Source organism: Pseudomonas sp. LBUM1643, assembly GCF_059716215.1.
Genome location: NZ_CP166813.1, coordinates 3,557,803 through 3,572,095, shown reverse-complemented (window position 1 = coordinate 3,572,095; position 14,293 = coordinate 3,557,803). Strand labels below are relative to the sequence as shown.

Annotated in this window: 12 protein-coding genes and 1 tRNA gene; 6 read left to right on the top strand and 7 right to left on the bottom strand. The window is 56.8% G+C overall.

Annotated elements, in window-relative coordinates:
- Positions 1–9: 9 nt before the first annotated feature.
- The 5 genes from ACA063_RS15985 to ACA063_RS15965 form a co-directional block, all read right to left on the bottom strand.
- Positions 10–1,032: an ABC transporter permease gene (locus ACA063_RS15985; RefSeq protein ID WP_497662417.1), complete on the bottom strand. Its 1,023-nt coding sequence runs from the start codon at positions 1,030–1,032 to the stop codon at positions 10–12.
- Positions 1,032–2,093, bottom strand: coding sequence for a microcin C ABC transporter permease YejB (locus tag ACA063_RS15980; RefSeq protein WP_497662416.1), 1,062 nt, complete (start codon positions 2,091–2,093; stop codon positions 1,032–1,034). The genes ACA063_RS15985 and ACA063_RS15980 overlap by 1 nt, the downstream gene beginning before the upstream one ends.
- A complete protein-coding gene (locus ACA063_RS15975) occupies positions 2,093–3,961 on the bottom strand; it encodes an extracellular solute-binding protein (protein WP_497662415.1) in 1,869 nt (622 codons plus the stop codon). The genes ACA063_RS15980 and ACA063_RS15975 overlap by 1 nt, the downstream gene beginning before the upstream one ends.
- 137 nt (positions 3,962–4,098) lie before the next feature.
- On the bottom strand, positions 4,099–4,380 hold the full coding sequence (locus ACA063_RS15970) for a peptidylprolyl isomerase (protein ID WP_497662414.1): 282 nt from the start codon (positions 4,378–4,380) through the stop codon (positions 4,099–4,101).
- An 84-nt stretch (positions 4,381–4,464) separates the two neighbouring features.
- Positions 4,465–5,346: a lipase family alpha/beta hydrolase gene (locus tag ACA063_RS15965; RefSeq protein WP_497662413.1), complete on the bottom strand. Its 882-nt coding sequence runs from the start codon at positions 5,344–5,346 to the stop codon at positions 4,465–4,467.
- A 582-nt stretch (positions 5,347–5,928) separates the two neighbouring features.
- Here ACA063_RS15965 and ACA063_RS15960 point away from each other — a divergent pair.
- A complete protein-coding gene (locus ACA063_RS15960; RefSeq protein ID WP_497662412.1) occupies positions 5,929–7,404 on the top strand; it encodes a colicin-like pore-forming protein in 1,476 nt (491 codons plus the stop codon).
- 6 nt (positions 7,405–7,410) lie between these two features.
- Here ACA063_RS15960 and ACA063_RS15955 read toward each other — a convergent pair whose 3' ends face one another.
- Together ACA063_RS15955 and ACA063_RS15950 are read right to left on the bottom strand one after the other, a co-directional pair.
- Positions 7,411–7,764 carry a colicin E1 family microcin immunity protein gene (locus tag ACA063_RS15955; RefSeq protein ID WP_497662411.1) on the bottom strand — a complete coding sequence of 118 codons (354 nt, stop codon included), beginning with the start codon at positions 7,762–7,764 and terminating at the stop codon, positions 7,411–7,413.
- Positions 7,765–7,987: 223 nt separating this feature from the next.
- Positions 7,988–9,067 carry a 3-deoxy-7-phosphoheptulonate synthase gene (locus tag ACA063_RS15950; RefSeq protein ID WP_497662410.1) on the bottom strand — a complete coding sequence of 360 codons (1,080 nt, stop codon included), beginning with the start codon at positions 9,065–9,067 and terminating at the stop codon, positions 7,988–7,990.
- A 771-nt stretch (positions 9,068–9,838) separates the two neighbouring features.
- Between ACA063_RS15950 and gacA the strand changes: the two genes are divergently transcribed.
- From gacA to pstS, 5 genes are all read left to right on the top strand, one after another.
- A complete protein-coding gene (gene gacA, locus ACA063_RS15945) occupies positions 9,839–10,480 on the top strand; it encodes a response regulator transcription factor GacA (protein ID WP_082069126.1) in 642 nt (213 codons plus the stop codon).
- Between the two features lies 1 nt (position 10,481).
- The gene (gene uvrC, locus ACA063_RS15940) at positions 10,482–12,305 is read left to right on the top strand and encodes an excinuclease ABC subunit UvrC (protein ID WP_162436586.1); all 1,824 of its coding nucleotides are present in this window, start codon (positions 10,482–10,484) and stop codon (positions 12,303–12,305) included.
- 32 nt (positions 12,306–12,337) lie between these two features.
- Positions 12,338–12,898, top strand: a complete 561-nt coding sequence (pgsA, locus tag ACA063_RS15935) for a CDP-diacylglycerol--glycerol-3-phosphate 3-phosphatidyltransferase (RefSeq protein WP_497662409.1) — start codon at positions 12,338–12,340, stop codon at positions 12,896–12,898.
- A 63-nt stretch (positions 12,899–12,961) separates the two neighbouring features.
- Positions 12,962–13,037: transfer RNA gene (locus ACA063_RS15930), tRNA-Gly, on the top strand.
- A 186-nt stretch (positions 13,038–13,223) separates the two neighbouring features.
- Complete coding sequence (gene pstS / locus ACA063_RS15925; RefSeq protein ID WP_194692063.1) at positions 13,224–14,255, top strand: phosphate ABC transporter substrate-binding protein PstS; 1,032 nt, start codon at positions 13,224–13,226, stop codon at positions 14,253–14,255.
- The last annotated feature ends 38 nt before the right edge of the window (positions 14,256–14,293 follow it).

The following is a 14,293-nucleotide window of genomic DNA, read 5'->3' as shown; positions in this document are numbered from 1 at the left end:
GATCGCGGATCAAGATCGCGGATCAAAGGCATCACGCAACGCCTCGCCGATAAACACCAGCAAGGACAGAATCAGTGCGAGGGTAAAGAACGCGGTTAATCCCAGCCACGGCGCTTGCAGGTTTTGCTTGCCCTGACCAATCAGTTCGCCCAGGGACGCGCTGCCCGCTGGCATGCCGAAACCCAGGAAATCCAGCGCCGTAAGCGTCGAAATCGCTCCGGTCAGGATGAAGGGCAGATAGCTCAGGGTCGCGTTCATCGCGTTGGGCAGAATGTGCCGCACGATGACTTTACGATCAGTCAGGCCCAGTGCCCGTGCGGCCTTGACGTATTCCAGGTTGCGTCCGCGCAGGAACTCGGCGCGCACCACATCGACCAGGGCCAGCCAGGAAAACAGCGCCATGATCCCCAGCAGCCACCAGAAATTCGGCTCGACAAATCCAGAGAGAATGATCAGCAAATAAAGCACTGGCAGACCGGACCAGACTTCCAGCAAGCGCTGGCCAAGAAGGTCCACCCAGCCGCCGTAATACCCTTGCAGTGCACCGGCGGCGATGCCGATGAGGGCGCTGACAACGGTCAGCATCAGAGCGAACAAAATCGACACCCGAGCCCCGAAAATCACACGGGCCAAGACGTCGCGCGCCTGGTCGTCAGTGCCCAGCCAGTTGACGCTGGAAGGTGGGCTGGGCGCCGGTTTGCTCAGGTCGTAGTTTGGCGTGTCAGCGCTGAACGGAATCGGCGGGAACAGCATCCAGCCGCCGTCCTTCTCGATCAGTTTTTTCACGTAATCGCTACGGTAATCGGCCTGGAACGGCAGTTGTCCGCCGAACTCCTGTTCGGTGTGTCGTTTGAATGCCGGGAAGTACAGTTCGCCCTGATAGCTGACGACCAGCGGTTTATCGTTGGCGATCAGTTCACCGCCGAGGGTGAGCAGGAACAGACCGATAAACAACCACAGTGACCACCATCCACGACGGTTTTTCTTGAAGCGTTCGAAGCGCCGGCGACCCAGCGGCGAGAGCTTGAGCATCAGGCGTTCCTCGCGGCGAAATCGATGCGCGGATCGACCAGGGTGTAGCAGAGGTCGCCGACCAGTTTTATCAGCAGGCCAAACAGCGTGAAGATGAACAGCGAGCCGAACACCACCGGGTAATCCCGTGAGACGGCAGCTTCGTAACTCATGCGGCCCAGGCCGTCGAGGGAGAAAATCACTTCGATCAGCAGCGAACCGGCGAAGAACACGCTGATGAACGCCTGGGGAATGCCCGAGACGACCAGCAGCATGGCGTTGCGGAACACGTGACCGTACAGCACGCGACGTTCGCTCATGCCCTTGGCGCGGGCAGTGACCACGTATTGGCGGGTGATTTCATTGAGGAAAGAGTTCTTGGTCAGGATGGTCAGGGTGGCGAAACCGCCGATGACCAGCGCCATGACGGGCAGCACCAGGTGCCAGAAGTAGTCGGCGATCTTGCCCACGGTGGACAGTGACTCGAAGTTGTCCGAGACCAGCCCGCGCACCGGAAACCAGTTCAGCGAGGTGCCGCCGGCGAACACCACGATCAGGAACATTGCGAACAGAAACGCCGGCATGGCATAGCCGATGATGATCGCGGTGCTGCTCCAGATGTCGAAGTGGCTGCCGTGGCGTACGGCCTTGCGGATGCCCAGCGGGATCGACACCAGGTAGGTGATCAGCGTTGCCCAGAGGCCGAGGGAAATCGTCACCGGCATTTTTTCCAGGATCAGGTCGGTGACGGTGGCGCCGCGAAAGAAACTTTTGCCAAAGTCCAGGCGGGCGTAGCTGGTGAGCATCAGCCATAGGCGTTCGTGGGCGGGCTTGTCGAAGCCGTACTGCTTTTCGATCTCCTTGATCAATTGAGGGTCGAGCCCGCGACTGGCCCGCGAGGTGCCGGACAGGGTTTCGCCGGAGCCACCGCTGACACTCGCGCCGCCGATGCCTTGCAGGTGCGCGATGGCTTGTTCCACCGGGCCGCCCGGCGCCGCTTGAACGATGACGAAGTTGACCAGAAGAATGATCACCAGCGTCGGGATGATCAACAGCAGGCGACGCGCTACATAAGCCCACATCAATGCGGCCCTCCGGGTTTGCCGCGGGTAATGCGTTCGGCGGTCATTTGTTGATTGGTCAGCGGCGTGGTGCTCACTTCCCACCAGCTTTCGATGGCCTCGTCATTGCTCGCCTGTTCGTTGGGCATGCCGAAACGATTCCACCATACGGTGGAGGTTCCCGGCGGGTAATAGTTGGGAATCCAGTAGTAATTCCACTGCAACACCCGATCCAGTGCATGGGAGTAGCGCAGCATGTCGGCCTGGGTGGTGGCGCGGATGAGGCCGTTGATCAGGGTGTCGACCACAGGGTTCTTCAGCACCATGTAGTTGTTGGCGCCGGGATCGTTGGCCGAGACCGAGCCGAAGTAATTGAGCAGCTCGCCACCGGGCGAAGTGGTCACCGGGTAGCCGGTGACGATCATGTCGTAGTCGCGGCTCATCAGGCGGTTCACGTACTGGGACGCGTCGATACGGCGGATGTTCATGTCGATGCCGATCTGCTTGAGTGTGCGCTTGTACGGCAGTAACAAGCGGTCCATGCCGTTCTGGCTGACCAGGAAGGTGAAGCTCAGCGGTTTGCCATCAGCGTTGACCAGTTGATCGCCATCGGGTTTCCATCCGGCCTGTTCGAGCAGGCCCAGGGCTTGCAACTGCTTGTCGCGTATCACGCCGCTGCCGTCGGTTTTCGGTGCTTCGAACACTTGGGTGAACACTTCGTCCGGCACTTGCCCGCGCAAGGGCTCAAGAATCGCCAGTTCGCCAGCATCCGGTAAATGGCGGGCAGCCAGGTCAGTGTTGGAAAAGAAGCTCTGCTGGCGGATGTACAGGTTGCGCATCATCTGCCGGTTGCTCCATTCGAAATCCCAGAGCATGGCCAGCGCCTGGCGCGTGCGCCGATCCTGGAACATCGGGTTTTGCAGATTGAAAACGAAGCCCTGGCTGGGTTGCGGTGCCTGGGTCGCCAAATGCGCTTTTTGCAGTCGTCCATCGCTCAGGGCAGGGCTGTCGTAACCGATGGAGTAACCCGTGGCGGAGAATTCGCGGTTGTAATCATAAGCGCCGCCGCGCAGCACCTGACGCGCTACGTCGATGTCGCCGAAATACTCAATGCTGAAATGATCGAAATTGTAGAGGCCACGGCTGACCGGCAGGTCCTTGCCCCACCAGTCAGCATTGCGCTCGAAGGTGATGCTGCGCCCGGAATCGACCTTGCCGACCTTGTACGGGCCGCTGCCGAGTGGCGCTTCGTATCCGCCGCCACCGGCAAAATCACGGGTCTTCCACCAGTGCTCGGGAAACACCGGCAGGGTCGCGACGTCCAGCGGCAGGGTGCGGTTTTCATTGCTTTTGAAGTCGAACCGAACGGTCAGCGGCGATTCGATCTCGACGCCTTTCACGTCGGCGAACTGGGTGCGATAACGCAGGCTGCCCTGCGTCATCAGCAAATCGAAGGTGTAGCGCACGTCTTCAGCGGTGATGGGCTTGCCATCGGCAAAACGGGCTTTTGGATTGAGGCAGAAGCGCAAGGACAAACCGTCTTCGGAGCGCTCCATTTTTTGCGCCACCAGGCCGTATACGGTGTAAGGCTCATCCATTGAACGTTGGGCGAGGGGCGAATAGAGCATGCCGTCGATCTGGGTGACGCCGATGCCTTTGTCGATGTACGGGAGAATGTGGTCGAAGTGACCGATTTCCACCGCCGAACGGCGCATCGTGCCGCCCTTGGGGGCTTGCGCATTGGTGTAGGCAAAATGACTGAATCCGGCAGGATACTTTGCCGGTTCGCCGTAGACGGTCAGCGCATGTTGCGGTGCTGCATTCACACCGGCAGCTGCCAACAGCAGGGCCACGGCAGTGAACAATAAAGTAGGGAAAGCCAGTCGCATTGTCAGCCTTAAAGCCGGGTGGTCGATATCCGCAATTTGTACGCTAGCGGCGCATCCCTCGCCAGCCGTATTAATCGTCCCAAACACAACGGCCCACCAAAAAGGCGGGCCGTTGTGAGAAAGACTTCGCGGATTGATCAGTCCTGGCGACTGGTCACTTCCACCAGGTGGTAGCCAAACTGGGTCTTGACCGGGCCTTGCACGACGTTGATCGGTGCGCTGAAGACCACGGTGTCGAATTCCTTGACCATCTGGCCTGGACCGAACGAGCCCAGATCACCGCCCTGGCGGCTCGATGGGCAAGTGGAGTTGGCTTTGGCGACTTCGGCGAAATCAGCGCCGCCTTCGATTTGGGACTTCAGTTCGTTGCACTTGTCTTCGCTGGCAACCAGGATGTGACGGGCAGTAGCTTTAGGCATGGGAAAACTCTCCATTTAATGTTCAGTAAAGTGCTGAGCGTACCGGATTCAGTGGCCTAATTCTTCTCAAAGTTCCTTGCGGTGTCACAGACCGGCCTTGCGCAGGCGCTCCGCATGCTCCACATACAGCTCCACCGGGTTGACGCTTTTCCAGGTGCGACCGGCAGTCTGGTTAATGGTGCCCAGATGATCCAGCGGATAGTCGGAGCGGATCACTTTGCCCAGGTGGGAGCTGAAGCGTCCGACCAGGCCATCATTCTGATCGGCCTCGGTAATGAAGTAGTGAGAAAAGGCGCGGGACAGGAAATGCAGGGGGTCGAGTGCGTTCAGCCCGTCGTCGAGAATGCTGCCCTGCAAGGTGCCGCTCCAGGAATAGTAGTGAACCCCGCCAACCTTCTGCTGCCCCATGCCACCCCATTGCGTCGGCAACCCTTGCGGGTATTTCAGATTGAATGCGCCGACGCCTTCGGTGGTCAGGGCATTCAGTGCCGCAATGGCGTTCTGGGGCATTTGTGGATGGCCACTGAGCAACGACAGGAAGTCGGCGAACAAGGTCGCGACAGTCTCGGCGACCTGTTCTGGCAGGTCACCAGGGGTCAGCGCCTTGCGCAGGAAGTCGGCCAGTTCCGAACCGTGATTAGGACCGCTGACCGAGGTAACCGAGGCGACCGTTTGTGGCGCCATTGCCGCGGCATAACGTGATGCCAGCGCGCCTTGGCTATGCCCGATCAGGTTGACCTTGTTGTGCCCGGTGCCTTCCAGTACCCGTTCGATCTGTGCCAAAAGCTGCTCGCCGCGCGCCTCGTTGCTGTGTGTCGCGGACAGCTGAGGTACGAAGACCCTGGCACCGGCGAATCGCAGGGCCGGCCTGATGTCATGGAAGTGTTCCAGCGTGCCGATCCGATCAAAGCCGAATAGCCCGTGGACCAGCAGGATCGGGTACTGAGTCTGTGCATTCCGTTGCATGTTCATCCCTTTTTTCGAGAGTTTCGGGTCGTGTACTGCGCCTCACTCTAAAGCACTGTCATGCCGCGGGATGTCTGAAAAAGCCGCTGTCTTGTGGTGAAAACGGAGTAGGGGAGTGAGAAAAATCGCGGGTGGGTGCGGGGTGTTTCGGTGGTGTAAGACAGCAGTATGACGGGAGCACTCGTTTATAGAGCTTTGGCCTACTCGATAAACGTTAATTGTACCTACTAAGTGGTGGCATTAGCCGGCATCGCGGATGACCCCTTTAAAGTCAAATAGAGGTGTTCGAGGCGGGATTCAATACCGAATCCGAGGACTTGAAAATTCGGAATCACAATTTTTCAGTGAAAAATGGAGCAGTGCAAAATGGCAGACACAGACGAAGGATTCGTCCGAGGGCAGGCTTATCACATCAAGCCTCTAAGAATTGTGGCCGGTCGAGAGCAGACATACGGAGTGGGAGGTGGTGGAGGTTATATAGGCAACGGTAGTGGGTGGGGGCTCCAAGAGGGGCCGCGCCGCGGCGAGGGTGGCCCCGGCACTATTCGGGATATAGCAGTTCCAAGCGTCATGGCGGAGTTCATGAATGACGCAATCTACAGTCAGTCACTAATCTATACTGAATACACCGCCCGCTTCAGTACTCTTTTCACTGATACAGAACGGGAGCTGGAAGAACGAAAATCTGCCGCAAAAACGGGACAGGCGCTTGCTCCCCAAGCGGCCGCAGAGGTCGATCAAAAGGTCGCGTTGGACCTGATTGATGAGAAGAAATCCCGATACATTTCCACTGCTCCGACAATCTACGGGCTCTACGGACAGAGCCCGTTTTTCCTGATGGAGGTCTTGCCACGCCAGAAGATGCGTGAGCTTTTAAATTCTGGCAGCGCAAATCGCGACACTTTGGAGGCGCTTTATGCCATGTTCGATAATGTCTACAAATCGGCCCTGGAACTAAAGGCACTTTCGCTGTCTGTCGATGTAATTGCAAGTAAACTTGCAGAACTGGCCAGGCAACGAAATCAGCTTGAATCAGCAGCCAATTTGGATGATGTTTCGTGGGAGGCTTTGAACGATCAACGACTTAATATCATTGCTCAAGAGCGGGACATACACGCCCAGCAACTACCGGAATTTCTGCAAACAGAGCTCATCGCTGCATCGGGCTCACTGGAAGGCATGACGCGTGCCCAGGCTTTGAATCATTATCGGGCAGTATTACAGAGCCTGGCAGCAACGAAAATCGAGCAAATTCAGCCGGTTGTTGCGCCACCGCCGTTAAAGAGTGGCGGTGTAACCCTCAAATATCCGGCAGCAAACCCCAAGATCAGCGCACCGCTTAGCATGCCGGAACTGGAAGCGCTAAACGAACTGGTCTACTTGCAGTTGAATACGCCGGTCGGGGTCAAATGGCTGAGCTATCACGACGCGTTGTTAAAAGCGGAATCGGCCAGGAAACTCACTGCTACCGCTGATGCTTTTGGGGGATTGGCCGAACGGGCGGATGAGGCTGAGCAAATCAAGAGCGCGATCAAATTCACTGCTGACTTTTATAAGGAGGTGGCGGAGAAATTTGGTGAAAAAGCATCAGTTTTAGCAAAGCAGCTGGCTGATAACGCCAAAGGAAAAACAATCCGCAATGCCGAACACGCTATTCGGGCGTTTGATCAGTATCAAGGTAATTTAAGGAAAAAATTTAGCGCTCAAGACAGGGAGGCGATTGCAAAAGCGTTGGATGCCTTGGATAAAGAAATGATGGCGAAAACTCTTAACAAATTTGGTAAAGGCCTAGGTCTGGTGAGTAATGTCATGGATTTTACCGATCTCGCTAGCGAAGCAAAAAAATCGTCAGAGAACGGTGATTGGCGTCCTTTTTTCGTCAAAGTGGAGACCCTGCTCGCTGGCAGGGCCGCTGCGGCGCTAATTGCTTTCATGTTCGGTTTGACCGTAGCGACCCCTGTCGGGATACTTGGGTTTGCATTATTAATGGCCCTGACGAGTGCGCTCATAGATGATGCGTTGGTCAATAACGTGAACGACTACATTCTGGATTTATAATCTGCATCATGAGAGGTGGCTTCGGTCGCCTCTTCTTTTGTAAATAAGATAAATTAAGTAGCACCCGCCTATTGGAATGGCTAGCACCATGCATGCAAATGAAAATAGCGCGTCGATCCCAGTGGTCGGGCCATACCGTACGAGCAATGCCTTCTTCCAAAAGTCTGGTGCCCTCACTCTATAAGCCGTCGACTGTATGAAGTATCTGGAAAAAGGGTACAGCAGCGTACTCAGGGCCATGAACGTTACCCACAACACATCTTTATAGAATAAATCGTCACTCAAAAACCAGGCAGCACTCACTGCAGCTAAGTAAAAAACCCCAAAAAACAAATGCTTGATGTAATAATTTTTATCCATATCTTCTCGAGCGAATGAAAAGCACGTACAAACTACTGAAGGTCGGTGAGCAGAGGATCAGCGACCGCAGCTTCAGGATAACGGGTAGACCGGTCCAAAGGTTCAACCCCGCGCCCGAAAGCTATGCGGAACGATGTCTGAAAGTGTCCAAGCCATTGACGATTGCCCCGCGATGTAGAGGGCAGGGCTCGTCGCTGGCTTTAGTATTTTTGAATCTCGCTACCTATTCAATTTCTCGTTGTGCCTGAAGCCTAGTTGCAGCCTCGCGCAACAATTGCTCCGTCCCGCTCCAGCCCAGGCAGCCGTCAGTCACGGAAACGCCGTAACGCAGCGAAGCGCTCAGCGGCTGGCAACCTTCAAACAGATGACTCTCGATCATCATGCCGATCAGCGAGTGATTGCCTTGCAGGCGTTGTTCGAGGACGTCGTTGAACACCGCCGGTTGGCGCAGCGGGTCTTTGCCGCTATTGGCGTGGCTGCAGTCGACCATGATTCGCGCCGGGATCTTGAGTCTGGTCAGGTCGCTGTGTATTTGAGCAACGCTGTCGCGGTCGTAGTTCGGCCCGCGATGACCGCCGCGCAATACCAGATGGGTGTCCGGGTTGCCGGGTGTCTGGATGATTGCGGGGTGCCCTTGGCTGTCGACGCCGAAATGACGATGCGGATGGGCGGCCGAGCGCATGGCGTCGCTGGCGACACCGACTCCACCATCGGTGCCGTTCTTGAAGCCTACCGGCATGTTCAGGCCGCTGGCCATTTCCCGGTGAATTTGCGATTCGGTGGTGCGCGCACCAATCGCGACCCAACTGAGCAGGTCGTCGAAGTAGCCAGCCGCCATTGGCTGCAGCAGTTCAGTGGCAATCGGCAATCCGAGCTGGAGCATTTCGCGCATCAGCTCGCGCGACAGGGTCAGGCCGCCGGCCATGTCGTCGCTGCCGTCCAGGTGCGGATCGTAGGCCAGGCCTTTCCAGCCGACAGTGGTGCGGGGTTTTTCGACATAGGCGCGCATGACGAGCAACATCTGATCACTGACATCGGCCGCCAGGTGCGCGAGATGGGCGGCGTATTCCAGGGCTGACTGAGGGTCGTGAATCGAGCAAGGGCCGACGATGACCAGCAAACGGGAGTCTTCACCGTTGAGAATCCCGCGGATCGCTTGGCGATGGGCGGCGACTTGCCGGGTCAGGGTGTTGCTGAGGGGTAATTGCTGTTTGAGCTGCAACGAGCTGGGCAGACGCAGGGTCAGCGTTTCATTGGCCGGGCTCAAGTTGGACAGTGGCAGAGCAGAGACGGACGAGTTCATGTTCGGGCTTCCTGGGCTGGCGGCGGGTTCGTTCCCGCGCGCTCGGCCCTAGTGGGGTGTTCGACAATTAGCCGGATTGGCTGCGTGTATGTGCTTGCCACCTGTGGGTGACCGATCGGAGGCGGCAGGCTGTCCCGAGCGGAGGCTGGTAAATCGCCAGGCGGTAAAAAAGTCGTAACGGTAATAAGTGGCGTAGTTCATTTTCTAAATCCTCGAGATGTCTGGTGTGTCGCTAAAAATGTGTGGGGCTGAAAAAACAAAACCCCCGGTCGGGAGGCCGACCGGGGGTTGAGAATTCTCTGGTGGCGACCCGTTTAAAGTGGGCGCCGTGTGGGTATCAGGCGCGCCAGTGGCTAAACCAATACCCAAAATAAAAGCTGACAGGAGCACAAACGTCTTTCACCCGGACAGCCGCAACCGAGCGCAAGGCGCTGGTGGTACGAAGCTGTGAAAGGGTGTTGAGCATGGATCTGTCTCCGATGGATGCGCCGAGCTTACTAGAGGCGGGTACGTGGATTCAATCAGAAATTGCTATCGGCAGCCGTTGGCCTTTTCTATCGTCTGAGCACAACGAGAGGTCTGACACGCTCACTGCCTGTCAATTAGCGCACAAGATTTGCGGGTCATCGCTCGCCATACCGCTGAAGCACGCATACGACAAGCCTTACAAGACGTATTGAAACTTTTTATATAGCGCTTGCCGCTAGGTCTGCCAGTTGCTTTTTGCTAAGGTGTCCGGCAACCAACAAGCCCATTGCGCGAGGTGTCTGCTTGATTAGGGTGCTAGTAGTCGATGACCATGATCTCGTTCGTACAGGCATTACACGAATGCTGGCTGACATCGATGGCCTGCAAGTGGTCGGCCAGGCCGAGTCAGGGGAAGAGTCCCTGCTCAAGGCGCGAGAGTTGAAACCGGACGTGGTCCTGATGGACGTCAAGATGCCCGGTATTGGCGGTCTTGAAGCCACGCGCAAGTTGTTGCGCAGTCATCCCGACATCAAAGTCGTTGCGGTCACCGTGTGCGAGGAAGATCCGTTTCCTACACGACTGTTGCAGGCGGGTGCAGCGGGTTACCTGACCAAAGGGGCCGGTTTGCCCGAGATGGTCCAGGCCATTCGCCTGGTATTCGCCGGCCAGCGCTACATCAGTCCACAGATCGCCCAGCAACTTGCCATCAAGTCTTTCCAGCCCACCAGCGATTCGCCGTTCGACGCCTTGTCCGAGCGGGAAATCCAGATTGCGCTGATGATCGTCGGCTGCCAGAAAGTCCAGATAATCTCCGATAAATTGTGCCTGTCGCCAAAAACCGTAAACACCTACCGATACCGCATTTTCGAAAAGCTTTCGATCAGCAGCGACGTCGAGTTGACGCTGTTGGCGGTTCGTCACGGCATGGTTGATGCCAGCCTCTGAAATGACTGAAATTTTCGATCCAAGCGCTTTTCTGTCGACGGTCAGTGGGCGTCCCGGTGTGTATCGCATGTTCGACAGCGATGCGCGCCTGCTCTACGTCGGCAAGGCCAAGAATCTCAAGAGTCGCCTGTCCAGTTACTTCCGCAAATCCGGTCTCGCCCCCAAGACTGCAGCACTTGTCGCGCGTATCGCGCAGGTCGAGACGACGATCACGTCTAACGAAACCGAAGCTTTGTTGCTCGAGCAGACGCTGATCAAGGAGTGGCGTCCGCCGTACAACATCCTGATGCGGGACGACAAATCCTATCCTTATGTCTTCCTTTCAGATGGTCAGTTTCCTCGTCTGAGCATCCATCGCGGTGCGAAGAAGGCCAAGGGCAAATATTTCGGTCCTTACCCCAGCGCTGGTGCGATTCGCGAAAGCCTCAGCTTGCTGCAGAAGACGTTTTTTGTTCGTCAGTGTGAAGACAGCTACTACAAGAACCGCACGCGCCCTTGCCTGCAATACCAGATCAAACGTTGCAAGGCACCCTGCGTCGGTCTGGTCGAGCCCGAGGTATACGCCGAGGACGTCCGGCACTCGGTGATGTTCCTGGAAGGGCGCAGCAATGCGCTGACCGACGAATTGTCCGCCGCCATGGAAGAGGCGGCGATCAACCTCGAGTTCGAGCGGGCGGCCGAGTTGCGGGACCAGATATCGCTGCTGCGCCGGGTTCAGGATCAGCAAAGCATGGAAGGCGGGACCGGCGATGTCGACGTGATCGCCGCGTTCGTCAATCCTGGCGGCGCCTGCGTTCATTTGATCAGCGTGCGGGGCGGCCGGGTTCTGGGCAGCAAGAACTACTTCCCTCAGGTCGGTATTGATGAAGACGTTTCTGAAGTCATGGCGGCTTTTCTCGGGCATTACTTCATCAGCAGCCCGGAACGCGACTTGCCGAGCGAGTTGATCGTCAACGTGGTCCATGAAGATTTCCCCACGCTGATCGCAGCCATTGAAGAATTGCGCGGCCGAGAACTGTCGATCAGTCATCGGGTGCGGGGTACGCGGGCTCGCTGGCAACAATTGGCGGTCACCAATGCCGAACAGGCACTGGGTGCACGCTTGGCCAACCGGCAGCATGTCGCCGCGCGTTTCGATGCGCTGGCAGAAGTACTGAACCTGGATGAGCCTCCACAGCGCCTTGAGTGCTATGACATCAGTCACTCAAGCGGCGAGGCGACTGTGGCGTCGTGCGTGGTGTTCGGCCCGGAAGGTCCGATCAAATCGGATTACCGTCGTTACAACATTGAAGGCGTCACCCCGGGCGATGACTACGCCGCCATGCACCAGGCGTTGACCCGTCGTTTCAGCAAGCTGAAGGACGGGGAGGGCAAACTACCGGACATTCTGCTGGTGGACGGTGGTAAAGGTCAGCTGTCGATGGCGCGTGACGTCCTCAACGAATTGGCGGTACCTGACCTGATTCTGCTGGGTGTGGCCAAAGGGGCAACCCGAAAGGCCGGTTTCGAAACTTTGTACCTGAATGATGCGGCGCATGAGTTCACCCTGCGTGGGGACTCTCCGGCACTGCATCTGATTCAGCAAATTCGTGACGAAGCTCACCGATTCGCCATTACCGGGCACCGTGCACGTCGCGGCAAAACCCGCCGTACGTCTACGCTTGAAGGCGTAGCCGGGGTCGGGCCGACACGTCGGCGCGATTTGCTTAAACATTTTGGTGGATTGCAAGAGCTGTCTCGTGCCAGCATCGAAGAGATCGCCAAAGCGCCCGGGATCAGTAAAAAACTCGCAGAGTTGATTTATGCAAATCTGCACAGCGAGTAGAATGCCACCTCACCTCGTAGCCAGTTGTGCCGATGAATATCCCTAATCTGATTACCGTTCTACGCGTCCTGCTCATCCCGATCTTCATTCTGTTGTTTTACCTGCCGTACCAGTGGAGCTACATGGCGTCCGCTTCGGTCTTTGCATTTGCCGCCGCTACGGACTGGCTGGATGGTTATCTGGCCCGCCGTCTGGAGCAAAGCACGCCGTTCGGGGCTTTTCTCGACCCGGTTGCCGACAAGCTGATGGTCGCCGTTGCGCTGGTGTTGCTGGTGCAGGAACACGGTAACTTGTGGCTTACGCTGCCGGCCGCCGTCATCATCGGTCGTGAAATTGTCGTGTCGGCACTGCGTGAGTGGATGGCCGAACTCGGCGCCCGCGCTCATGTGGCGGTGTCGAACCTGGGTAAGTGGAAAACCGCCGCGCAGATGCTGGCGTTGGTGATCCTGCTGGCCAATCCGTCAGATTTCACCTTCTGGGTATTGGTGGGTTATGGCTTGCTGTTGGTATCAGCCGGACTGACGTTGTGGTCGATGGTCCAGTACTTGCGGGCTGCATGGCCGCATCTGAAGACCGAGGTTGAAAAGAAATAAAACTTTTTTGAATCAAAGGGTTGACGGGGCTTCTGGATTCTATAGAATGCGCCACACCAAGACGCGGGAATAGCTCAGTTGGTAGAGCACGACCTTGCCAAGGTCGGGGTCGCGAGTTCGAGTCTCGTTTCCCGCTCCAAATACAAAGAAAAAGCCACTCAATAGAGTGGCTTTTTTTTTGCCTGGAATTTTAGAAGACGCTTCGGCGTCTTTTTTCGTTTTGTGGCAAAAAGCGGGCTAAACGCACATTGCCATTCAATTTTCATAAAAGCGTAACAATCCTATTGCAGAGTACGGGAGCCCGAAATCACAAGGAGTTCCCTGAATGAAAAGCTTGATGAAGTCTGCTGCACTCGCCGTTGCGGTTTCTCTTTGTGCCAGCTCGATGACTTTTGCTGCGGAAAGCGTTCGTCTGACCGGTTCCGGCGCCAGTTTCCCGGCACCGATCTACCTCACCTGGTTCAAGGATTTCAGCAAGAAAACTGCAGGTGTCACTGTAGATTATCAATCCAAGGGCAGCGGCGCGGGTGTGCAGGACTTCCTGAATAAAACCGTTGATTTCGCCGCCAGTGATTCGGCGATGAAAGACGAAGACATTGCCAAAGTTGCCGAAGGCGCGCAGTTGCTGCCGATGACGGCGGGCGAAATCGTGCTGGCCTATAACCTGCCAGGCAACCCCAAGGGCCTGAAGCTGCCACGGGATGTTTACTCCAATATCTTCCTGGGCAAGATCACCAAGTGGAACGACCCACAGATCGCCGCCGCCAACCCGGACCTGAAGCTTACTGATACGCCGATCACCGTCGTCGTACGCGCAGACTCCAGCGGTACCACTGCGGTGTTCACCAAGCACCTGTCAACGATCAACCCGGAGTTCCAAAAGGCGCTGGGTGAAGGCAACACGGTCAACTGGCCAGCCAGTGACAAATTCATCAAATCGCCGAAAAACGATGGCGTAACGGCCACCGTACGCCAGACCCCGGGCGCCATTGGCTACATCGAATACGGCTTCGCCAAGCTGGCCAAAGTCGACTTCGCCCAGTTGCAGAACAAGGCCGGTCATTATGTTGTGCCGAACGCCGAAAGCGGTGCCGAGGCTCTGGCGGCGGTGAAAATGCCGGAAAGCCTGGTGGCCTGGCTGCCGGATCCGGACGGTGCCAAGTCCTACCCGATCACTTCCTACACCTGGATGATCTTCCGCAAGGATAACGGTAACCCGGCCAAGGCCAAGGCCATGCGCGAAATGGTCGAATACAGCCTGACCGAGGGGCAGAAAATCGCCGATTCGATGGGTTACATCCCGTTGCCGCAATCGGTTGTTGATCAGGTTCGCAAAGCGTCCGCCAACATTCAGTAACGCTCGTGAGGCCTCTCTCGGCGTGCGAGTTCAGCATG

Excerpts from the sequence above, each read along its gene's own strand:
- ACA063_RS15985 (WP_497662417.1), bottom strand. The coding sequence starts at position 1,032 with ATGCTCAAGCTCTCGCCGCTGGGTCGCCGGCGCTTCGAACGCTTCAAG.
- ACA063_RS15980 (WP_497662416.1), bottom strand. The coding sequence starts at position 2,093 with ATGTGGGCTTATGTAGCGCGTCGCCTGCTGTTGATCATCCCGACGCTG.
- ACA063_RS15975 (WP_497662415.1), bottom strand. The coding sequence starts at position 3,961 with ATGCGACTGGCTTTCCCTACTTTATTGTTCACTGCCGTGGCCCTGCTG.
- ACA063_RS15970 (WP_497662414.1), bottom strand. The coding sequence starts at position 4,380 with ATGCCTAAAGCTACTGCCCGTCACATCCTGGTTGCCAGCGAAGACAAG.
- ACA063_RS15965 (WP_497662413.1), bottom strand. The coding sequence starts at position 5,346 with ATGCAACGGAATGCACAGACTCAGTACCCGATCCTGCTGGTCCACGGG.
- ACA063_RS15960 (WP_497662412.1), top strand. The coding sequence starts at position 5,929 with ATGAATGACGCAATCTACAGTCAGTCACTAATCTATACTGAATACACC.
- ACA063_RS15955 (WP_497662411.1), bottom strand. The coding sequence starts at position 7,764 with ATGGATAAAAATTATTACATCAAGCATTTGTTTTTTGGGGTTTTTTAC.
- ACA063_RS15950 (WP_497662410.1), bottom strand. The coding sequence starts at position 9,067 with ATGAACTCGTCCGTCTCTGCTCTGCCACTGTCCAACTTGAGCCCGGCC.
- uvrC (WP_162436586.1), top strand. The coding sequence starts at position 10,482 with ATGACTGAAATTTTCGATCCAAGCGCTTTTCTGTCGACGGTCAGTGGG.
- pgsA (WP_497662409.1), top strand. The coding sequence starts at position 12,338 with ATGAATATCCCTAATCTGATTACCGTTCTACGCGTCCTGCTCATCCCG.
- pstS (WP_194692063.1), top strand. The coding sequence starts at position 13,224 with ATGAAAAGCTTGATGAAGTCTGCTGCACTCGCCGTTGCGGTTTCTCTT.